The organism is Paenarthrobacter sp. 22069 (assembly GCF_052046035.1).
In the GTDB taxonomy this organism is placed as follows: domain Bacteria; phylum Actinomycetota; class Actinomycetes; order Actinomycetales; family Micrococcaceae; genus Arthrobacter.
Map to the genome: position 1 here is coordinate 70,926 of NZ_JBQEQF010000009.1, position 21,302 is coordinate 92,227.

The window sequence follows — 21,302 nt, forward strand, 5'->3', positions numbered from 1 at the left end:
GACGCATAAACTGGCTGCCGCACATAGTTTATGCATGGCTGGCTGTGCTGCCGCCGTACGTTGCCTCTGAAGGGGTTGCGGCAGGCAGCTTCGGCGCGCCGTCCATCCCCTTAAGGAGAACCTTTCCCATGGCACGCACCGCCTCCCTGTCCGGATTCCCCGAGTGGCTTCCCGAGGAGCGGATGGTGGAGCTGCACGTGCTCGATACGTTGCGCCGAGTGTTCGAACTGCACGGGTTTGCCTCGATCGAAACCCGGGCGGTGGAAACCGTTGGCCAGTTGCTGCGCAAGGGGGAGATTGACAAGGAAGTCTACGGACTCAGCCGGCTCCAGGAGGATGAAAGCGACAACCCGGTTAAGGGCGGCAAAGCGGACCCCAACGCACTGGCCCTGCATTTTGACCTGACGGTACCGTTTGCCCGCTACGTGGTGGAGAACGCCGGCTACCTGGCGTTCCCTTTCCGCCGCTACCAGATCCAGAAGGTGTGGCGCGGCGAGCGGCCGCAGGAGGGCCGGGCACGCGAGTTCACGCAGGCGGATATCGACGTGGTGGGCGACGGCGAGCTTCCGTTCCGTTACGACGTTGAGATTGCGCTGGTCATCGCCGAGGCCCTCAGCGCCCTGCCCATCCCCGACTTCCGCCTCCGGATCAACAACCGCAAGCTTGCCGAAGGCTTTTACCGCGGCATCGGCCTCGATGACACCGCAGGCGTGCTGCGCAGCATCGACAAGCTTGAAAAAATCGGTCCCGCAAAGGTGGCCGAACTGCTGAAGACCGAACTGGGCGCTACTGATGACCAGGCCGCGAAGGCGCTGCAGCTTGCAGCCATCCGCACCGAAGACACGTCCTTCGTGGCGCAGGTCCGCGCCCTGGGCGTCAGCGACGAACTCCTGGATGAAGGCCTGGACGAACTGGAGCAGGTCATCGACGCGGCCGTGCAGCGGGCTCCCGGCAAAGTCCTGGCAGACCTCAGCATCGCCCGCGGCCTGGACTACTACACCGGCACTGTGGTGGAAACCGTGCTGGTGGGCCACGAACAGCTCGGGTCAATCTGCTCCGGCGGCCGGTACGACGCCCTGGCGTCCAAGGGCAACCGGAAATTCCCGGGCGTTGGGCTGTCGATCGGCGTCACCCGTCTGGTGTCCCGGATCCTGAGCCAGGAGCTGGCCAAAGCCTCCCGTTCGGTTCCCACCACCGTACTGGTGGCCCTGAACCACGACGACAGCTGGGGCGGCGCCCAGGACGTAGCCGCCCTGCTGCGCAGCCGGGGCATTCCCACCGAAGTGGCGGCCAAGGCCGAGAAGTTCGGCAAGCAGATCAAGTTCGCGGACCGGCGGGGGATCCCGTTCGTCTGGTTCACCGACGAGGACGGAATCCACCAGGTGAAGGACATCCGCACCGGAGAACAGGTGCTGGCGGCCCCCGAAACCTGGATGCCGCCGCTGGAGGACCTGACGGTGCAGGTGGAAACAACCGCTTCCGCAGCAGCCTCCCTATAGCGCGGGAACTTAAAGCTTGGGCTGGTGCCGCCGGACGCGCAGCACCAGCCAGCGCCCTGCCACCCCGGCAGCGAGAACGGCAGCCATGGTCAGGACCGGCGCCGGCGGCAAGGTAAAGGCAAGGACGACGCACCCAAGGAGACCCGCGGCGTTGAGCCAGCGGGGAGCATAGCCTGGATGGGTCGTGAGGGTGAAGGCGGACGCGTTGGCCACTGCGTAGTACATCAGGACGCCGAAGCTTGAGAAGCCCACCACCGTCATCACGTTGGTGGTCAGCAGGAGCAGGATGACGACGGCTGCCACGGCAAGTTCCGCCACGAACGGGACAGTCCGGGCGCCGCCCACCCTTGCCAGCGGACCCGGAAGATCGCGTTCCCGTGCCATGGCCAGGGTGGTCCGCCCCACGCCCGTGATGAGGGCGAGGAGGGCGCCCAGGCAGGCGGCGGCAGCGCCCGCCTGTACCAGCGGCGCAGCAGCGGCAAAGCGGGAATCCAATACGGTGTCCAGCAGGGGAGTCCCGGAAGTGGCCAGCCGCTCTCTGAGGTGGGCCAGCAGGAGTACCGCCAGCAGCAGGTAGATCGAGAAAGCCGCCGCCAAGGCCGCCAAAATGGCCCTCGGGATGGTCCGCGCGGGATTCCGGACCTCTTCGCCAAGCGTGGCGATTCGGGCATAACCGGCAAAGGCAAAGAACATCAGGCCAGCGGCAGGGAGGACCCCTGCCGCTCCGCCCGACTGCGTGCCGGTTGTCGCCGCGGCAGGGTGCGGGCCCAGGACTGCGGCGATGGCAACGAACACCAGCGTTGCAAGGACCATGCACAGCAGGATCCGAGTCAGCAGGGCGGTCCGGGTGATGCCGAGCAGGTTGACGCCGGTGAGCGCCACGACGGCGGCCACAGCAACCGGGACCGCATAGTCCCGGGCCACGTAGCTGCCGAATGTCAACGCCATGGCCGCGCAGGACGCCGTCTTGCCGGTGACGAAACCCCAGCCGGCCAGGAAGCCCGGCCACTCACCGAGTTGGTTTCGGCCATACACATAGGTACCGCCGCTGGTGGGGTACTTGGCGGCGAGGGCGGCAGAGGCCACGGCGTTGCAGTACGCCACCACCCCCGCGATGAGCACTGACAGGACCAACAGATTTCCGGCCAGCGCGGCGGCCGGAGCGAAGACTACGAAGACGCCGGCGCCCAGCATGGAGCCGAGTCCGATCGCGGTGGCATCAAAGGTCCCGAGCCTGCGCTGCAGCTGCTGCGGTTCGCTCATGGGGCGGCATTCCTCTTCCAGCGGGTAAACTCGGACGGGATCGTTCCCGCAACGATCATATTGAACTTCCCACTGTTTTCCCGCAGAAAGGCGTGCTGTGCTGCGCACACATGACCTCGGATCCCTTCGTTCCGAGCACATTGGACAAACCGTAACCCTGGCCGGCTGGGTGGGCCGCCGTCGTGATCACGGTGGTGTGGCATTCGTGGACCTGCGCGACGCTTCCGGCGTGGCCCAGGTGGTGGTCCGCGAGGAAGAAGTGTTCCACGGACTGCGCAACGAGTACGTCCTGCAGGTTAGGGGCACGGTGTCCAAGCGTCCGGAGGGGAACGAGAACTCTGCGCTGGCCACCGGCGAGATCGAGGTCATTGCCGAGGACGTCACCATCCTCAACACCTCCGACCCCCTGCCGTTCCAGATTGACGAACACGTGGAAGTCGGCGAGGAAGCCCGCCTCAAGCACCGCTACCTTGACCTGCGCCGCCCCGGCCCCAGCCGCAACCTGCGCCTCCGCTCCGAGGCCAACCGGGTGGCGCGCGACCTGCTCCACCAGGAGGGCTTCGTGGAGATTGAGACGCCGACGCTGACGCGTTCGACGCCGGAGGGCGCCCGTGACTTCCTGGTTCCGGCACGCCTGGCCCCGGGTTCCTGGTACGCCCTCCCGCAGTCCCCGCAGCTCTTCAAGCAGCTGCTGCAGGTGGGCGGGTTCGAGAAGTACTACCAGATTGCACGCTGCTACCGCGATGAGGACTTCCGTGCGGACCGGCAGCCGGAATTCACCCAGCTGGACATCGAGGCCAGCTTCGTTGACCAGGACGACATCATCCGGCTGGGCGAAAACATCGTCAAGGCCGTGTGGCAGCTCATCGGAGCGGACATTCCCACGCCCATCCAGCGGATCACCTACGCCGACGCCATGGCACGGTACGGCTCGGACAAGCCGGACCTTCGCTTCGGGCTGGAACTGACGGAGCTCACCGAATTCTTCAAGGACACCAACTTCGGCGTCTTCAAGGCTCCGTACGTGGGCGCGGTGGTCATGCCCGGCGGTGCTTCCCAGGCGCGCCGTGCCCTGGACGCCTGGCAGGAATGGGCCAAGCAGCGCGGCGCCAAGGGCCTGGCCTACGTCCTGTACAAGGAGGACGGCGAGCTCGCAGGACCGGTTGCGAAGAACCTCACCGAGATGGAGCGTGCGGGGCTGGCCGACGCAGTTGGTGCGAAGCCCGGCGACTGCATCTTCTTCGCCGCGGGTGAGAAGACCCCGTCGCGCGCCCTGCTGGGTGCTGCCCGCGTGGAGATCGGCCACCGCACCGGCCTGATCGACCCCAACGACTGGGCTTTCTGCTGGGTGGTGGATGCGCCCATGTTCGAGCCCGCCGCCGCTGCCGTCGCCTCCGGCGATGTTGCTGTCGGCGGAGGCCAGTGGACGGCCGTGCACCACGCCTTCACCTCGCCCAAGCCGGAATACCTGGACACCTTTGACAAGGACCCGGAGTCGGCGCTTTCCTATGCCTACGACATTGTCTGCAACGGCAACGAAATCGGCGGTGGTTCCATCCGTATCCACCAGCGCGACGTGCAGGAGCGCGTCTTCGAACTGATGGGCCTGGACAAGGAAGACGCGCAGACCAAGTTCGGGTTCTTGCTGGAGGGCTTCAAGTACGGCGCACCCCCGCACGGCGGTATCGCATTCGGCTGGGACCGCGTGGTGTCGCTGCTGGCAGGGGTTGACTCCATCCGCGACGTCATCGCCTTCCCGAAGTCCGGCGGCGGCCACGACCCCCTCACGGAAGCACCGGCCCCCATCACGCCCCAGCAGCGCAAGGAGGCCGGCGTGGACTTCAAGCCGGAGGCCAAAAAGCCGGAAGTGAAGAAGCCCGAAGACAAGCAGTAGCACCCGCAATCCCGCGCAGAAAGCAGCCAAGGGAGGTTCCCCGGACATTTCCGGGGAACCTCCCTTCGGTCATCAAGGAGCCTGCCCGTTGACCACCCGCAACAGCATCGAGCCCGACGAACTGGAATCCGCCATGGACGCCGCCTGGCCTGCCCTGGACCGCCATGATGCCGGCGGCTGGACGCTGCGTGCGGCCGCAGGCGTCACCCAACGGGCCAACTCCATCTGGCCCCGCAGTGAACAGTACGGTGGCGACCAGTGCAGCGACGACCTCCCGGGCCTGCTCAGGGAGGCCAGGGCCTGGTACCGCAGCCGCCGCTTGCCGGTCATCTTCCAGGTCTTCGACACCCCGGCAGCGTCCGGTCTCCATGAACTGCTGGACGCGGAGGGCTTCACCCGCCAGTCCGAGACCCTGGTCATGACCCGCAGCGCCATGGACGCCCGGATTCCCACGGGCGCCACGCTGGCGGTGGAACTCTCCACGGAGCCGTCAGCGGAGTGGCTGCGGGTCTGGTGGGAGGTGGACGGCCGCGGCGGGGAGGACTCCCTGGCCGTCGCCGAAACCATCCTTAAGGGCTGTCCCTCCGTCTATGCGCTGCTGCGGGACGGCGACCGCCGGCCAGCCGCCGTCGGACGCCTCGCCCTCCCCACCGGCTCGTCGCGGGGTGGCCTGTACTGCATGGCCACCCTCCCGGAAGCGCGCCGCCGAGGCTTCGCGGCCGCCATCCTGCAATCCCTGCTGCGGGCAGGCAACGAGCGGGGAGTGGACGGCTTCTGGCTGCTGGTCACAGAGGCGAACCGTGGGGCGCAGGAACTCTACGGGAAAGCCGGGTTCCGCGAAGCCGGCCGCTACCTGTACCGGCAGGAACGCCCTCGGCGCGCCCCCACAGGCTGCTGACCGCACCCGGTGGCTGAGCCTGCCGTACCTGTTCCCGGCCACCGATTGGCCCTACGCGTCGGTCACCGTAATCCGCACTGAGCAGGCATCTGCCGCGGCCTTCTTCAACACGGCGGCCCGGGGCTCAGCGACATCCAAGTAGGCAAGGCGCGGAAGGGGTGCATAATCACGCAGCAGTGGTTCTTCAAGGACAAGGTCAGCAAGGGTACGGTCGCCGCCGGGCACCACATATTCGAAAGGGTGGCCGGCGAAGACCAGCCTTGCCTGTTCCGCCACGGCCACTACCAAGGCGTCGGCCTGGTTGGAACGGCGACGGGCAAACCGCTGCTGGGACTGGCCGCCGGCCGCGGTGCGGGACTGGACGTATCTGGTGCCCGCCTTCGACGCCAGCAGCGTGCCTTCGCTTGCCACCCCAATGCCGTAACCGCCCCGCCGCACCAGCAGCAGTCCCAGCCGGCGCGGCTGCGACGCAAGCGCGGCCAGGCGCTCCAGGGCTCCGGCGCCGCGTCCCGGCCGTCCGTCTGCCGGCCACGGCGGCTGCAGGAGCGCTTCCGTGCCGTCGCCCGCCAAAAGGCGGAGACCGTCGTCGCAATCCTGCAGCCGGTACCCGCCGTGGGATGAGCCGAAGCGCTCCGCCCACCCGGCCAGCCGGGCGCCGGTCACAAAGGCAGTCCGGACGGACACCGGGGCACCGGGTGGACCTGGGGCAGGCATGCGGCCTTCCTTGAAGCGTCGGGGAGAAAGTGTCGGGGAAAAGCAGGTGCTGGACTGGAAGTAGCCTATCTATGTGGATGATCTCTTCGGCAACGGGCCAGAAAACGACGACGACGACGAACGTCCCACCCCGGGGCAAGGCACCGGTTCCAGGGGGCAAGGTGCGCGGGGGCAGGGCTCGCCGCGGAGTCCGCTTGCCGTCCGCATGCGGCCGCGCACGCTGGATGAAGTGGTTGGACAGCAGCATCTCCTCGGCCAAGGGTCGCCGCTGCGGCAGCTTGCCGCCGGCGCCGGGGCCGACGCCGCCGGGCCGGCGGGCCCCAGCTCCCTGATCCTCTGGGGACCACCGGGTACCGGAAAGACCACCCTGGCGCATGTGATCGCCCGTGGCCCCGGCCGGAAGTTCGTGGAACTGTCCGCCATCACCGCCGGCGTCAAGGACGTCCGCCGGGTGATGGATGACGCCCTTACGGCCCGCGACCTGTACAAGACCACCACAGTGCTGTTTCTGGACGAAATCCACCGCTTCAACAAGGCCCAGCAGGACGCCCTGCTGCCCGGCGTCGAAAACCGCTGGGTGGTCCTGGTGGCCGCCACCACGGAAAACCCCTCCTTCTCGGTGGTCTCGCCCCTGCTGTCCCGCTCCCTGCTCCTCACGCTCAAGCCCCTGACCGATGCGGACATCGAGGGCCTCCTGGTAAGGGCCGTGGAGGATCCGCGGGGGCTGGGCGGCAAGGTCCGGCTCAGCGATGAAGCCCTGGAACACCTGGTCCGGCTGTCCGGCGGGGACGCCCGCAGGGCGCTCACGGCGCTGGAGGCCGCGGCCGGTGTCGCGTTCGGTGACGCGGACGACGTCGAACGTTCCGTGGGGGAGGACGGTCCACCTTCCGCGGCGGGCACCGAAGAGCCGGTCACCGTGGAGATGCGCCACACCGAGCGCGCCCTGGATGCAGCCGCCGTCCGCTACGACCGTGCCGGCGACCAGCACTACGACGTGGCCAGCGCCTTCATCAAATCCATCCGGGGATCCGACGTGGACGCGGCCCTGCACTACCTGGCCCGGATGCTGGAAGCCGGGGAGGACCCACGGTTCGTGGCCCGCCGGATCGTGATCTCCGCGGCGGAGGACGTGGGCATGGCGGACCCCACCGCGCTGCAGACCGCCGTGGCAGCCGCACAGGCGGTCCAGCTCATCGGTATGCCCGAAGGCCGGATCATCCTGGCCGAGGCCGTCGTCCACCTCGCCACCGCACCAAAGTCGAACGCCGCCTATATGGGCATCAACAAAGCGATCGCGGACGTGCGGGCGGGCCTCGGCATCGGAATTCCCGCGCACCTGCGCGATGCGCACTATCCGGGATCAAAGCAACTGGGCCACGGCGTGGGCTACAAATACGCGCACGACGCCCCCCACGCTGTGGCAACACAGCAGTATCCCCCGGACGACCTGGTGGGCCGCGACTACTACCAGCCCACCGGCAACGGCGCTGAGCGGGACATTGCACAACGGCTGGAGCGGCTGCGGAAGATTGTCCGGGGCACCTGACGGCATGGTAAGCTGAATCTTTGTCTGGCAAGGCACGGACGCACAATCCCCTTGAATTCCCTTCGAGCAGGTTATGCCCTGTGCCCAGTAGCAAAAGGCAGCGGTTGGCCGATGCTCTCCATCGTGGAGGCCAGTAACACTGACACACCGCAGATATTGGAAGGACACAAGTGGCTAACAACACTCGTGCTCGCCGTCAGGCCCGCCTCTCGCGGTCCCTCGGCATCGCTCTGACCCCCAAGGCCGCCAAGTACATGGAGCGCCGCCCGTACGGCCCCGGTGAGCATGGCCGTGCCCGCAAGAAGCAGGACTCCGACTACGCCGTACGTCTGCGCGAAAAGCAGCGCCTGCGCGCCCAGTACGGCATCCGCGAAGCACAGATGACCCGTGCCTTCGAAGAGGCCCGCCGCACCAAGGGCCTGACCGGTGAGAACCTCATCGAACTGCTCGAAATGCGCCTCGACGCCCTGGTCCTGCGTGCCGGCTTCGCCCGCACCATCGCCCAGGCCCGCCAGCTGGTTGTGCACCGCCACATCATGGTTGACGGCGTCCGCGTTGACCGTCCGTCGTTCCGCGTCGGCGAGGGCCAGCTGGTCCACGTTCACAGCCGCAGCGAAACCATGGTTCCGCTCCAGGTTGCCGCAGCCGGTGCACACCGCGACGTCCTGCCTGCCGTTCCGGGCTACCTGGACGTCAAGCTGGAAGCCCTCCAGGCACGCCTGGTGCGCCGCCCCAAGCGTTCGGAAATCCCGGTGACCTGCGAAGAGCAGCTCGTCGTCGAATTCTACGCACGCTAAATCCCAGCAGCGTATCCAAAGAAGCCCGTGGCAAGCGCCGCGGGCTTCTTTGTATGTAAGGTACTTGGGGGACAATCTGCGCGGCGCACCTTCCAGGCGCGTGCAGGATGGAGCCCAACCACGGAATTTCGAGGAGATGAACGTCTATGTCTGGTGGCGATATTGCCGGCCTGATCGCTGCCGGGGTGTTTGCACTCCTGGTCCTGCTGCTTGCGGTCCCCATCCTGAAGCTGGGGAAGGTTTTCGATGAGGTGCGTACCGCCATCAGGTCCATCAGCGACGGCGCAACGCCCCTGATGGACGAGGTCACGGCCACGGTGTCCACCACCAACCAGCAGCTGAAGAAGGTGGACGGCATCTCGACCAATGTGTCGGATGCATCCGCCAACATCTCCGCCCTGTCCTCCCTGGTGGCCGCGACGGTGGGTTCCCCGCTGATCAAGGTGGCGGCGTTCAGCTACGGCGTCCGCAGCGCCTTCGCCACCCGCCGGAAGCCCGCAGCCGGCCGCCGCAGCCGCTAGATCCGAAAAGAAGAACATGAAAAGAATTGTTTGGATGGGAATCGGCGTGGCCATTGGCGTCATCGCCTTCCGCAAAGTGAGCCAGGCGCAGTCCAGCCTCGGACCGGAGGGCCTGAACCGCGCGGTGGGACGGCTCGCGGACGGGGTCTACGACTTCGCCGACGCCGTCCGCGCCGGGATGCAGGAGCGGGAAACCGACCTGCGGAGCGCCCTGGGGATTGAATCCGCGGAACTGGTTCGTCGCTGAGCCCCCTGGGCGTTTGACGGGCAGCCAGCCAACAACGGCAGGATCCCCTCGCGGGACCGGCCACCTGAACGAAATTCCCGTGCCGCAAGGCGGCGCGGACCAAGAAGGGTAAGAAAACAGCTCATGAAGTCGCAGGAGATCACAAAGCGCTGGGTGGACTTTTTTGTCAGCAAGGGCCACACCGCGGTTCCCTCCGCATCGCTGGTCTCCAGCGACCCCTCGCTGCTGTTCACGGTGGCCGGCATGGTCCCGTTCATTCCCTACCTCACGGCCCGCGAGGAACCGCCCTACTCCCGCGCCACCAGCGTGCAGAAGTGCATCCGCACCGGTGACATCGAGGAGGTGGGCAAGACCGCCCGCCACGGCACCTTCTTCCAGATGTGTGGCAACTTCTCCTTCGGCGACTACTTCAAGGAAGACGCCATCAAGTTCGCCTGGGAGCTGCTTACCACCAGCGTTGACGACGGCGGCTACGGCCTTGCGCCCGAGCGGCTGTGGGTGACCGTTTACGAGGAAGACGACGAGGCCGAGGAACTCTGGCTGAAGAACACCGGCGTCCCCGCCGAGCGGATCCAGCGGATGGGCAAGTCGGACAACTACTGGCACACCGGCCAGCCGGGGCCTGCAGGTCCCTGCTCGGAGATCTACTACGACCGCGGCCCGGCCTACGGCGTCGAGGGCGGCCCGATAGCGGACGAAACCCGCTACGTCGAGATCTGGAACCTGGTGTTCATGCAGTACCAGATCGAGAACGTCCGCTCCAAGGTGGACTTCGACGTCGTGGGTGAACTGCCCAAGAAGAACATCGACACGGGCCTGGGCATGGAGCGCCTTGCGATGATCCTGCAGGGCGTCGAGAACATGTACGAGACCGACCAGGTGCGGCCTGTCATCGACAAAGCCGCGGAGCTGTCGGGCAAGGAATACACTTCCGCGGAGACTCCCGACGACCCCCACCACACCGATGACGTGCGCATGCGCGTTGTGGCCGACCACATCCGCTCGGCCCTGATGCTGATCTCCGATGGCGTCACCCCCTCCAACGAGGGCCGCGGCTACGTCCTGCGCCGCCTGATCCGCCGGGCCGTCCGCTCCATGCGCCTGCTGGGCGTCGAACAGGCCTGCCTGCCGGAGCTGCTGCCCGCGTCCCGGGACGCCATGAAGGGCGTGTACCCCGTGGTGGACACCGACTTCGCGCGGATCAGCCGCATCGCCTACGCCGAGGAGAAGGCGTTCCTGCGCACCATTGCCTCCGGCACCGCGCGGCTCGAGGACGCCGTGAAGGAATCCAAGGCTGCCAACAAGCCGCTGTCCGGCGAGGATGCCTTCACACTGCATGACACCTACGGGTTCCCCATCGACCTCACACTGGAGATGGCCGAAGAGGCCGGGCTCAAAGTTGATGAGACGGCCTTCCGCAGCCTGATGCAGGAACAGCGCCAGCGGGCCCAGGCCGATGCCAAGGGCAAGAAGGGCGGCCACGCCGACGTCAGCGTCTTCCAGGAAATCCTGGGCGAGGGCGAGACGGTCTTCACCGGCTACACCGAGCTTGAGGGTGAGTCGCGGGTCCGCGGCCTGCTCAGCGTCGGCCGCCGGGTCCAGCAGGCCGCGACCGGCGACGAGATCGAACTCGTGCTGGCCGAAACCCCGTTCTACGCCGAAGCCGGCGGCCAGGCTGCCGACACCGGCCTCATCACCGGTGACGGCTTCGTCGTTGAGATCCTGGACGTCCAGCGTCCCGTGAAGGGCCTGAGCGTGCATAAGGCGATCGTCCGCGAAGGCGAAATCGGCGCCGACTCGCTGGTGCGCGCCGCCGTCGACCGTGAACGCCGCCACGCGGCCGAGCAGGCGCACACGGGTACCCACATCGTGCACGCCGCCCTGCACCAGATCCTCGGCCCGGAAGCCACGCAGCGGGGGTCCTTCAACAAGGCCGGCTACCTGCGCTTCGACTTCGCCTGGGGCGAGGGCCTGAGCACGGCCACCCGGTCCGAGATCGAAGAGGTCTCCAACCTCGCCATCCGCAACAACTACGCCGTGGAAACCAAGATCATGGGCCTCGCCGAGGCCAAGGCCATGGGCGCCATGGCCCTCTTCGGCGAAAACTACGGCAGCGAAGTCCGCGTGGTGGAGATTGACGGTGCCTGGTCGCGCGAACTCTGCGGCGGCACGCACGTTGCCAACACCTCGCTGATCGGCAGCCTGTCCCTCCTCGGCGAACAGTCCGTGGGATCGGGCAACCGGCGTGTGGAGGCCTTCGTGGGCATGGAGGCCTTCCGCCACCTCGCTGCCGAGCGTGCGCTGGTGACCGAGCTGACCGACCTGCTGAAGGTTCCGTCCGGCCAGCTCGCCGACCGGATATCGGCCACGCTTGCCAAGCTGAAGGCCACCGAGAAGGAACTGGACCGGCTCCGCAAGGAACAGCTGGCCGCATCTGCCGCGCAGCTGGTGAACACCGCCACGGATGCTGCAGGCGTACAGGTGTTGGCTCACGATGCCGGAACCGTCAGCGGTGCCGACGACCTCCGCGGCCTCGCCCTGGACCTGCGGAACCGCCTCGGTTCGGATGCTGCCGCGGTTGCAGTGGCCGGTGTCGCCAACGACCGTCCGCTGATCCTGGTTGCCACCAACGAGGCCGCCCGGGAGGCCGGGGTCAAGGCCGGTGCCCTGGTCCGCGTCGCTGCCGGTGTCCTCGGCGGCGGCGGCGGCGGCAAGGACGATGTGGCCCAGGGTGGAGGAACCGACGCCGGAAAGGTCGGTGCCGCCCTGTCCGCCGTCGTCGATGCCATTACACGGCGCTAACCAGGCCATGACCAATCCTGCTGCGGCCGGCGGCTACCCCCAGGGCGTCAAACTGGGGGTGGACGTCGGCACCGTCCGGGTGGGCGTTGCCATCTGCGACCGCGACTCGATCCTGGCCACGCCGTACAAGACACTGGACCGGAACGCGAAGAAGAACTCGGACGTCCGGGTCATCGCCAAACTGGTCGAGGAACTGGGCGCCGTGCAGGTTGTGGTCGGCCTGCCCCGGACCATGAAGGGCGAGGAACACGCCTCGGCGAGGATGGCCACCGACTACGCCCTGCTCCTCGCCGCGGAGCTTTCCCGCCGCGGCCTGGCGGTCCCGGTCAACCTGGTGGATGAACGTCTCAGCAGTGTCACGGCGCACCGGAACCTGCACCAAGCTGGCATGAGCAGCCGGGACCACCGTAAAGTAGTTGATCAGGTCGCGGCGGCGGGTATTCTTCAACACGCCATCGACATGCAGAAAGCCAGGGGAGCGGATGTCGGCTCACGCGTGACAGCGCCGTCCCCGACCGTGGACCTGGGGGCCGGTGGGGCGGACGAAACAGTCCGTGCCACCGCCGCAGACACGGCCCCATCTTCAGATAATGGAAGGCAACAGTGAGCCCTGCCAACATTGATGACACCACCGGCCCCCTGGACAGGGGCGCCGGAAGGCCACTGACGCGCAAGGAGCTGCGGGCCCGCGAGAAGGTCCTCGCCACCGGCCGTCAGGATGCCGTGCCGGAGCATGCCTACGAAACCGGCGATGTGCCGCCCCCGCCGGCCGCGCCACCGGCGGCTGCATCCGCCGCCGCGGAACCGACGTTTGCCCCAATTCCCGACGCCGGCGATGTTCCCGCGGCTCCGGAGACGCCGCCGTCCATCCAGGACGAACAGCCCGCACGCGGTTCGGTCGGCGGTGACCCGGCCGCGGACCTTCCTCCCGCGGCCACCCACCACGAGGACGTGCTGCCCGCCGCCGCGGCCCTCCACGACATTGCGCACCACGACGACGTTGCGCACCACGTTGACGAAGCGCACCACCATGACGTTGCGCACCACGTTGACGAAGCCCACCACCATGACGTTGCGCACCACGGAGGTTGGCAGCCCGACGAAGGGCACCACTATGCCGAAGGCGGCCACGAACAGCCGGCCTACCACGCTGATGCCTACCATGAGGAACTTCACCCGGAGGTCCACCATGACGAGGCCCACCTGCACGGCGACCATGCCGACGCCGGGCATCACCTTCTCGGCTCATCCGCCACCCAGGAGGTGAAGCGGCCTTCAAAGAAGGTCCGCCGCCGCCGCAGGCTGCTGGCCCTCTTCCTGACGCTGGCCGTCTTCGTGACGGCCGTTGCCGTAGGCGCCCAGTTCCTCAAGCCCCTTCTCGGCGGCGGCAAGCCCTCCGACTTCCCCGGCCCCGGCTCAGGTGAGGTCCAGGTGACTGTGCAGAGCGGGGAAGGGACCCGGTCCGTCGCCGCCGAGCTGGAAAACCAACGCGTTGTGGCCAACGCGGACACCTTCATGCAGGCTTTCCATGCATCCGGCGGAACACTGGCGCCGGGGGACTACACCTTCAAGACCGAGATGAAGAACGCCGACGCGGTGAACGTCCTGCTCGGGAAGGACAAGACCAAAGTCATCTACTTCGCCCTGAGCGCGGGCCTGCGGATCAGCGAGTCCCTGCAGGCGATCTCCGAGGGATCCGGCGTGTCCGTGCAGCAGCTTCAGGCGCTCAGCAACCAACCCGCCCAGTTCGGCCTGCCCGCCAACGCCAAGAACCTTGAAGGCTACCTGGCGCCGGGCGAGTACCGGTTCCCGCTGGGGACGCCCCCCAAGGACATCCTCCAGTCCCTGGTGAAGGCCACCACGGATGAGCTGGTCTCGCAGGGCATCACTGACCCCGCCAAGCAGTACGAGGCCGTTATCGTGGCCAGCATCGTGCAGGCCGAAGGAGGCCAGGCGGACTACGGCGACGTAGCGGGCGCCATCTACAACCGGCTCAAGCCAAACGACCAGACCGGAGGCTTCCTGCAGGTCGACTCCGCGGTGACGTACGGACTGGGCACGCGGAGCTTCAACTTCACCGATGAGCAGCGCCAGGACAAGTCCAACCCGTACAACACGTACGCGAACCCCGGGCTGCCGCCCGGTCCCATCGGTTCCCCCGGCAAGACGGCCATTGACGCGGCTGCCCGGCCCAAGGCCAATGACTACCTGTACTGGGTGACCGTCAACCTTGACACCAAGGAAACCAAGTTCGCCAAGACGCTTGCCGAACACAACGCCTACGTGGAGCAGTACAACGCGTGGTGCCAGGCCAACGCGGGCCGCTGCACATGAGCCTGCGGGCTGCCGTCCTGGGCCATCCGATCAGCCACTCCAAGTCCCCGGCCCTGCATCTCTCGGCCTACGGACAGCTGGACGCGGGTATCAGCTACACGGCCATCGATGTGACCGAGGAGCTTCTTCCGTCCTTCATGCGGCAGATCCGGAACCAGCCGGGATGGCGCGGACTCTCCGTGACCATGCCGTTGAAGACGGCGATGCTCCACGAAGTGGATGAGGTGCGCGGGGTGGCGCAGACCCTGGGCGTGGTGAACACCGTCACCTTCGAGGAATCAGCCGCAGGTGTGCGGACCGTGGGCTCCAACACGGACGTCACGGGCATCGTCAATGCGTTGTGCCATGCCGGCACCCAGGCCGCGCCGTCGGCAGTGATCCTTGGTGGCGGCGGAACGGCGGCGTCCGCTGTCGCGGCCCTCAAGGAACTGGGCACCGGGACGGTCCAGGTCTATGTCCGGGATGCGTCGCGGACTGCGGACGTCCGTGCGGCCGCGGATGCCCTGGGCGTGGCACTGGAGATCCGCCCGCTCGGCAAAGCCGGCCGCCCGACGTCGGAAGCCGACGTCGTCATCTCCACCCTGCCGCCACGTGCGGCAGACGGACTGGCATCGGAAATAGCCGCGCTGAAGACCACGACGCCGGGCGTGCTGCTCGACGTCGCCTACGATCCCTGGCCCAGCCTCATTGCCTCCGTATGGCAGGCCGGGGGAGGGCGGGTGGTGCCTGGCCTGGAGATGCTGCTGTACCAGGCCGTGGAGCAGGTACGGCTCTTCACCCGCCGCGGTGAAGACGTTAATGCAGCTGTCATAGATGTGATGTGTGACGCAGTCGGCCTTGCCCGGCGGGCGTTCTGACCGCCCTACGTGGCAGGATGGAAATTATGCGTTGGTTGACTGCCGGTGAATCCCATGGTCCGGCTCTGATGGGAATTATTGAGGGCGTCCCCGCCGGTGTGGAAATCACCAGCGGGCACATCGCAGACTCCTTGGCACGCCGCCGGCTTGGCTACGGCCGCGGTGCCCGGATGAAATTCGAGCAGGACGTGGTCACCATTCTTGGCGGCGTCCGGCATGGCCTCACCCAGGGCGGTCCCGTTGCCATCCAGGTGGGCAACACCGAATGGCCCAAATGGGAACAAATCATGTCCGCGGACCCTGTGGAAGCCGAACTCCTGGCCGACCAGGCGCGCAATGCTCCGCTGACCCGGCCCCGCCCCGGGCATGCCGACTTCACCGGCATGCAGAAATACGGCTTTGACGAGGCCAGGCCGGTGCTGGAGCGGGCAAGCGCACGGGAAACCGCCACCCGTGTAGCAGTCGGCACCGTTGCGGCCCAGTTCCTCAAGCACCTCGGTATCGAACTTGTCAGCCACACCGTCTCGATCGCCAGCGTGACGGTCCCGGAAGGCCGTCCGTTGCCCGTGCCCGGCGACGTTATTGCCCTGGACGCCGATCCCCTGCGCTGCTTCGACCGCGAAACCTCGGACGCCATGGTGGCTGAGGTTGACGCCGCGCACAAGGAAGGCGAAACCCTGGGCGGCGTCGTGGAGGTCCTCGCTTACGGGCTCCCGCCGGGACTGGGCAGCTACGTGCACTGGGACCGCCGGCTCGACGCCCGGTTGGCCGCGGCCCTCATGGGAATCCAGGCCATCAAGGGCGTTGAGGTCGGTGACGGGTTCCTGACCGCGGCCCGTCGTGGCTCCGCTGCCCATGACGAAATCGTGCGGGACGGCGAAGGCAGGATTGTCCGTGCCAGCAACCGTGCCGGCGGCATTGAGGGCGGCATGAGCATCGGAGACGTCCTTCGGGTACGGGCTGCCATGAAGCCCATCGCCACCGTTCCGCGCGCCCTGCGGACCATTGACGTCAGCACCGGTGAAGCCGCCAAGGCCCACCACCAGCGTTCGGACGTCTGTGCGGTGCCCGCCGCCGGCGTGGTCGCTGAGGCCATGGTGGCACTGGTGCTCGCCGAAGCCGTCATGGAGAAGTTCGGCGGTGACTCGGTGGCGGAAACCGCACGGAACATCAAGGGTTACCTGGACAGCATCCCGGCATCCCTGGACTCGATCGGGCAGTAGTGCTCCACCACAGCAGTCCCGCACCATTCGGCGGCCGGCCGATTGTGCTCATCGGCCCCATGGCCGTCGGCAAATCGGCCATCGGGCAGCAGCTTGCGCAGCAGCTGGGGGCACGGTTCATCGACACCGATGCCGTCATTGTTGCCGCCCACGGCTCCATCGCTGAGATTTTCGCCGGCCGCGGGGAGCGGGCGTTCCGTGAAATCGAGGCCAGGACCGTTGCCGGGGCCGTCGAGGAAGCGGAGGGCACCTCCACCGTCATCTCGCTGGGCGGCGGTGCAGTGCTCGACTCGGGCACCCAGCAGCTGATCAGGCGCTGCACCGTCGTCTACCTCGAATGCGACGCCGACACGGTGGCGGACCGTATCGCCCGGAACTCGGGGCGTCCCCTCCTCGCCGGCGATGCCATGGGCCGCTGGACAGCAATGTTCGCCACCCGGAAGCCGGTCTACGAGAGGCTGGCCGACATTACCCTGGACGTCCGCCACGGCTCGATACCCGAGCTCGGCGGCCGGCTGGAAGCAGCACTGCGCAACTACGCAGCTGCCAAACAGGAAGTTGACAAGTGAACACGCAATCAACAGTCATCAACGTCACCGGCGAAGGGGCCGGCAACAACTACGGCGTCGTCGTCGGGCGCGGCCTGCTCGGTGAGCTCCCCGGCCTGCTCGGGGAGCGCGTCCGCCGGGTCCTGGTGATCCACCCCCGTGCCCTGCGCATCACGGGAGACACCGTCCGGGATGAACTGGCGACAGCCGGCTTCACCGCCGTCACCGCGGAAATCCCGGACGCCGAAGAAGGCAAGCACATCCAGGTGGCAGCATTCTGCTGGCAGGTCCTGGGCCAGAACGACTTCACCCGGTCGGACGCCATCGTGGCCGTGGGCGGGGGAGCAGTCACCGACCTGGCCGGTTTCGTCGCCGCCACGTGGCTGCGGGGCGTTAAGGTCATCCACATGCCCACCAGCCTCCTGGCCATGGTGGACGCGTCCGTCGGCGGCAAGACCGGCATCAATACCGCCGAGGGCAAGAACCTGGTGGGTTCCTTCCATCCGCCTGCCGCCGTCCTGGCTGACCTGGACACGCTGGACACGCTCCCGAAAAACGAGATCATCTCCGGCCTGGCCGAGGTGATCAAGTGTGGCTTTATCGCCGACCCTGCCATCCTGGACCTGGTGGAGAAGGACCCGGCCGCGGTGGTGGACCCCCGGTCCGAGGCGCTCCGGGAACTGATCGAGCGCGCCATTGCCGTGAAAGCGAGAGTGGTCTCCGAGGACCTCAAGGAGTCAGGCCTGCGGGAGATCCTCAACTACGGGCACACCCTGGGCCACGCCATCGAACTGGTTGAACGCTACTCCTGGCGGCATGGCGCCGCGGTCTCCGTGGGCATGATGTTCGCAGCTGAACTTGCCCGCAGCGTGGGACGTCTCAGCGATGCCGACGCCGACCGGCACCGGAGCATCCTGGACGGACTTGGGCTTCCGGTCACCTACCGGCGTGACCGCTGGCAGGGCCTCCTGGACGGGATGCGCCGTGACAAGAAGTCCCGCGGTGACCTCCTGCGGTTCGTGGTCCTCGACGGTATCGCCAAACCCGGAATCCTCGATGTGCCGGACACCTCGCTGCTGTTCGCGGCCTACCAGGAAATTGCTTCATGATGCGGGGCACCATGAGCGGCACAGCAGACTGGCCCGAGGCGGGATTCCCCGGCATCCGCATCAACCCTGAAACCCTGCTGCCCCAGATCGTCAATGAAGACCTGGTGCGGGAAGCGTTGGCAGCGTCCACCGATCCGGCAGACCACATCTTCGTGCTGCTCGTCGAAGGCCACGCATCCGAGGCCGCCGAGCTCCTGGCAGAGGCACGCTTCAAGGATCCCGAATCCTTCCGGCTGCGCGTGTTCGAAGCCGAGGTGCTGAGCGTCACCCACCGGCTGGACAGGGCCATCGATCTGTTCCGCCAGCTTCTCGCCGAGGTGCACGGGACACCCCGGGAAGCGCTGGCCCTGCAGTACCTGGGCCGGACCCAGTACGCGGCGGGGCAGACCTCTGCCGCCGTCGAATCCTTCTCCAAGGCCCTGGACCTGCGGGTCGCGCAGTCGGCCGATGCCGCACAGATCTACTCCTCCACGGTGGCCCTGCAGCGCGCCAGGGACGTGCTGGATCTCGCCTGCTGAGGCGGGCGGCAGCGAGCGCGGACAGGCCGGCCCGGAATTGCCGGTAGAATGGGTGTGGAATTTTTTGCATCCACGCGATTTTTGACAAACACGTGCAGGCGGCCCACCCGGCGTGCCCGCCCGGCATAAAGCATCTGGCCCGTGCGGCCGGACGAAGAAACCAGAGGAAACCAGTGGCAACCACTAACGACATTAAGAACGGAACGGTCCTGAAGCTTGAGGGCCAGCTCTGGAACGTCATCGAGTTCCAGCACGTCAAGCCCGGCAAGGGCGGCGCCTTTGTCCGCACCAAGATGCGCAATGTGATGTCCGGCAAGGTTGTCGACAAGACGTTCAACGCCGGCCTCAAGATCGAAACGGCAACCGTTGACCGCCGCGACTACCAGTACCTCTACCAGGACGGCGCCGACTTCGTCTTCATGGACACCTCGGACTACGACCAGATCACGGTCTCCGGTGCCACGGTAGGCGACGCCACCAACTTCATGCTGGAGAACCAGATGGTCAACATTGCCATCCACGACGGCAACCCCCTGTACATCGAACTGCCGCCGAGCGTTGTCCTCGAAATCACCTACACCGAGCCGGGCCTGCAGGGCGACCGCTCCTCCGCAGGCACCAAGCCCGCCACCCTGGAAACCGGCTACGAGATCCAGGTCCCGCTGTTCATCGAGAACAACACCAAGGTCAAGGTGGACACCCGCGACGGCAGCTACCTGGGCCGGGTCACTGAGTAGTGAGCGCCCGCGGTAAAGCCCGCAACAGGGCACTGGATGTTCTTTTCGAAGCTGAGCAGCGCTCTGTTTCCCCGTTCGACGTGCTCCGCGCCCGCCGGGAAAAGACTGACCAGATCGTCAACCCCTACACGGTGGACATCGTCGAGGGCGTGCTGTCCCGCCAAACAGCCATTGATGAGTTCCTGGAGACTTACTCGCAGGGGTGGAGCCTGGAGCGCATGCCGTCGGTTGACCGCATCATCCTGCGCATCGGCACCTGGGAACTGCTGTACAACGACGACGTCCCGGACGGAGTTGCCGTCAGTGAGGCCGTCGCACTTGCCAAGACTCTGTCGACTGATGAGTCCCCGCAGTTCATCAACGGCCTCCTGGGCCGGTTGCAGCAGCTGAAGCCATCGCTGCTCGCATAGCAACCCAGCAACAACGGAAGGCCCCGCATGAGCGGGGCCTTCCGTTCGTTAAATCCGATATATTGCGGGTCCGTCTTAAGGCCCTTCCTTACCTGCCGGCCACGGCGGCGCGCAGTTCAAGGATGCGCTGCAGCTGCCGCCTTTCCTCAGCCTGATGGAGCGGCACATCGCGGCCGCTGAGAATCCGCTGGCGGGTATTGGCAAGCTGGGTGGCTGTCTTCAGGAACTGCTTCATCTGCTGCTTCCTGCCCGAGTTCCCCGCCCAGGCCATGGCCGTGCGGCGGCCGCCGCGGGTGGCCAGGAGCTGGACCTCTGCCGGCGTGAACCAACCCGCGGCTGAATATTCCAGCAGCCGCTGGCGGGTGAGTCTCTTCTCCGCCACCCGCAGGAAAACGATGCCGCCAACGGCCAGGACGAAAATGGGCACCTGCACCACGATGTAGTCCAGCAGGAATCCCTGGCCCATGCTGTTCCAGCGGTTGTGCAGGAACATGGCCGGCAGCAGGCCCACGAAAAAGGCCCCGATCGAAGCACCCGTGTGCCAGCGCCTGGCGGCAAAGCCCATGACCAGGCCGGTGGTTCCGGTGAAGATTGCATGCGCGAACGGCGACATGACGCCGCGGAGGAAGAAGACCTGGGCGAAGTCGCTGGCCGGCGAGGCGGATTCCGCAATGGCCCTGCCGAAGTACAGGATGTTTTCCGTGAAGGCGAACCCGCCGGCGATGGTGAAGGCGAACACCACGCCATCCACCGGTCCATCGAATTGCCTGCGCGCTGCAAGGAGCAGGATGAGCAGGCCGAGTGATTTCGCGAACTCCTCGACGATCGGTGCCTGCACCGTGGCCATGTATGTTTGCAGGTCAGGTTCGTCCGTGAACTGGAAGGCGATCACGAAGAACGGCTGGATGAGCAGGGTCACGGCAACGGACACTGCCGCCCCCCAGGTGAAGGCGAAAAACAGCAGCCTCTTGGGTTCCGGCTCCCATCGATCGATGATGTGCACCGCAGCCAGGACCACTGACAATGGGATCAGCGAAGCCAGGAAACCGATCACGAAACCGGCGGCACCGGTACTGGAGAGCAGGAACGGCACCACCAGGAACAGGCTAAGGAACGCGAGCACGCCGCCGGCGATGGACAGGCCCACCAGCCCGCTGCGGGCACGGGCCGCGTGCAGCACCGGTCCCTCGCCCTGCGGCGGAAACACGCCGGCCAGCGCCTGGCCCTGGTGCCCCGGCGCCGCACGGTAGTGGTCGGGATCCACATGGCCCATCCAGGTGGGATTCGTTTGCTGCGGCAGGGGAGCTGACGGCCCCTGGTAAGGGTCCTCCGGCAGGCCGGGCGAAGGTTGCTTGGGATACATCGGCATACCCGAAAGCCTAGGC

General features: G+C 66.8%; 20 protein-coding genes. 17 read left to right on the forward strand and 3 right to left on the reverse strand.

Translation table 11 applies throughout. The features are described 5' to 3' along the window. Window positions 1-128 precede the first annotated feature (128 nt). The gene (gene hisS / locus ACTJK0_RS09260) at window positions 129-1,499 is read left to right on the forward strand and encodes a histidine--tRNA ligase (RefSeq protein ID WP_440744954.1); all 1,371 of its coding nucleotides are present in this window, start codon (window positions 129-131) and stop codon (window positions 1,497-1,499) included. A gap of 9 nt (window positions 1,500-1,508) precedes the next feature. On the opposite strand, the gene ACTJK0_RS09265 is transcribed toward hisS, so the two are convergent. Then, the gene (locus ACTJK0_RS09265; protein WP_440744955.1) at window positions 1,509-2,762 is read right to left on the reverse strand and encodes an APC family permease; all 1,254 of its coding nucleotides are present in this window, start codon (window positions 2,760-2,762) and stop codon (window positions 1,509-1,511) included. 97 nt (window positions 2,763-2,859) lie between these two features. Here ACTJK0_RS09265 and aspS point away from each other — a divergent pair, with 97 nt between their 5' ends. After that, the gene (gene aspS, locus ACTJK0_RS09270; protein ID WP_440744956.1) at window positions 2,860-4,656 is read left to right on the forward strand and encodes an aspartate--tRNA ligase; all 1,797 of its coding nucleotides are present in this window, start codon (window positions 2,860-2,862) and stop codon (window positions 4,654-4,656) included. Between the two features lie 88 nt (window positions 4,657-4,744). Beyond that, window positions 4,745-5,554: a GNAT family N-acetyltransferase gene (locus ACTJK0_RS09275; protein ID WP_440744957.1), complete on the forward strand. Its 810-nt coding sequence runs from the start codon at window positions 4,745-4,747 to the stop codon at window positions 5,552-5,554. Between the two features lie 51 nt (window positions 5,555-5,605). Here the strand turns inward: ACTJK0_RS09275 and ACTJK0_RS09280 are convergent, their stop codons facing one another. Continuing rightward, window positions 5,606-6,268, reverse strand: a complete 663-nt coding sequence (locus ACTJK0_RS09280) for an acVLRF1 family peptidyl-tRNA hydrolase (RefSeq protein WP_440744958.1) — start codon at window positions 6,266-6,268, stop codon at window positions 5,606-5,608. Window positions 6,269-6,341: 73 nt separating this feature from the next. On the opposite strand from ACTJK0_RS09280, the gene ACTJK0_RS09285 reads away from it, so the two are divergent. From ACTJK0_RS09285 to nusB, 14 genes are all read left to right on the forward strand, one after another. Then, a complete protein-coding gene (locus ACTJK0_RS09285; protein ID WP_440744959.1) occupies window positions 6,342-7,814 on the forward strand; it encodes a replication-associated recombination protein A in 1,473 nt (490 codons plus the stop codon). 170 nt (window positions 7,815-7,984) lie between these two features. Continuing rightward, window positions 7,985-8,611 carry a 30S ribosomal protein S4 gene (gene rpsD, locus ACTJK0_RS09290; protein ID WP_050054931.1) on the forward strand — a complete coding sequence of 209 codons (627 nt, stop codon included), beginning with the start codon at window positions 7,985-7,987 and terminating at the stop codon, window positions 8,609-8,611. Window positions 8,612-8,757: 146 nt separating this feature from the next. Next, the gene (locus tag ACTJK0_RS09295; protein WP_043454431.1) at window positions 8,758-9,132 is read left to right on the forward strand and encodes a DUF948 domain-containing protein; all 375 of its coding nucleotides are present in this window, start codon (window positions 8,758-8,760) and stop codon (window positions 9,130-9,132) included. A gap of 16 nt (window positions 9,133-9,148) precedes the next feature. After that, window positions 9,149-9,379, forward strand: coding sequence for a DUF6167 family protein (locus tag ACTJK0_RS09300; protein WP_220034365.1), 231 nt, complete (start codon window positions 9,149-9,151; stop codon window positions 9,377-9,379). A gap of 123 nt (window positions 9,380-9,502) precedes the next feature. Continuing rightward, window positions 9,503-12,181, forward strand: a complete 2,679-nt coding sequence (alaS, locus tag ACTJK0_RS09305; protein WP_440744960.1) for an alanine--tRNA ligase — start codon at window positions 9,503-9,505, stop codon at window positions 12,179-12,181. A 7-nt stretch (window positions 12,182-12,188) separates the two neighbouring features. Next, window positions 12,189-12,788: a Holliday junction resolvase RuvX gene (ruvX, locus tag ACTJK0_RS09310; RefSeq protein WP_440744961.1), complete on the forward strand. Its 600-nt coding sequence runs from the start codon at window positions 12,189-12,191 to the stop codon at window positions 12,786-12,788. Next, on the forward strand, window positions 12,785-14,515 hold the full coding sequence (gene mltG / locus ACTJK0_RS09315; RefSeq protein ID WP_440744962.1) for an endolytic transglycosylase MltG: 1,731 nt from the start codon (window positions 12,785-12,787) through the stop codon (window positions 14,513-14,515). The genes ruvX and mltG overlap by 4 nt, the downstream gene beginning before the upstream one ends. After that, complete coding sequence (locus tag ACTJK0_RS09320) at window positions 14,512-15,372, forward strand: shikimate dehydrogenase (protein ID WP_440744963.1); 861 nt, start codon at window positions 14,512-14,514, stop codon at window positions 15,370-15,372. Before mltG ends, ACTJK0_RS09320 begins: the two co-directional genes overlap by 4 nt. A 23-nt stretch (window positions 15,373-15,395) precedes the next feature. Further along, entirely contained in the window at window positions 15,396-16,595 is a 1,200-nt protein-coding gene (gene aroC, locus ACTJK0_RS09325; RefSeq protein ID WP_440745002.1) for a chorismate synthase, read from the forward strand. Between the two features lie 59 nt (window positions 16,596-16,654). Continuing rightward, window positions 16,655-17,164, forward strand: coding sequence for a shikimate kinase (locus ACTJK0_RS09330; RefSeq protein ID WP_440744964.1), 510 nt, complete (start codon window positions 16,655-16,657; stop codon window positions 17,162-17,164). After that, window positions 17,161-18,252: a 3-dehydroquinate synthase gene (gene aroB / locus ACTJK0_RS09335; RefSeq protein ID WP_110540746.1), complete on the forward strand. Its 1,092-nt coding sequence runs from the start codon at window positions 17,161-17,163 to the stop codon at window positions 18,250-18,252. The genes ACTJK0_RS09330 and aroB overlap by 4 nt, the downstream gene beginning before the upstream one ends. Next, the gene (locus ACTJK0_RS09340) at window positions 18,252-18,770 is read left to right on the forward strand and encodes a tetratricopeptide repeat protein (RefSeq protein ID WP_110540745.1); all 519 of its coding nucleotides are present in this window, start codon (window positions 18,252-18,254) and stop codon (window positions 18,768-18,770) included. The genes aroB and ACTJK0_RS09340 overlap by 1 nt, the downstream gene beginning before the upstream one ends. Before the next feature lie 173 nt (window positions 18,771-18,943). Further along, complete coding sequence (efp, locus tag ACTJK0_RS09345; protein WP_018769313.1) at window positions 18,944-19,507, forward strand: elongation factor P; 564 nt, start codon at window positions 18,944-18,946, stop codon at window positions 19,505-19,507. Further along, entirely contained in the window at window positions 19,507-19,917 is a 411-nt protein-coding gene (nusB, locus tag ACTJK0_RS09350) for a transcription antitermination factor NusB (protein ID WP_110540744.1), read from the forward strand. The genes efp and nusB overlap by 1 nt, the downstream gene beginning before the upstream one ends. A gap of 88 nt (window positions 19,918-20,005) precedes the next feature. Here the strand turns inward: nusB and ACTJK0_RS09355 are convergent, their stop codons facing one another. After that, on the reverse strand, window positions 20,006-21,286 hold the full coding sequence (locus tag ACTJK0_RS09355) for a PrsW family intramembrane metalloprotease (RefSeq protein WP_440744965.1): 1,281 nt from the start codon (window positions 21,284-21,286) through the stop codon (window positions 20,006-20,008). Between the last annotated feature and the right edge of the window lie 16 nt (window positions 21,287-21,302).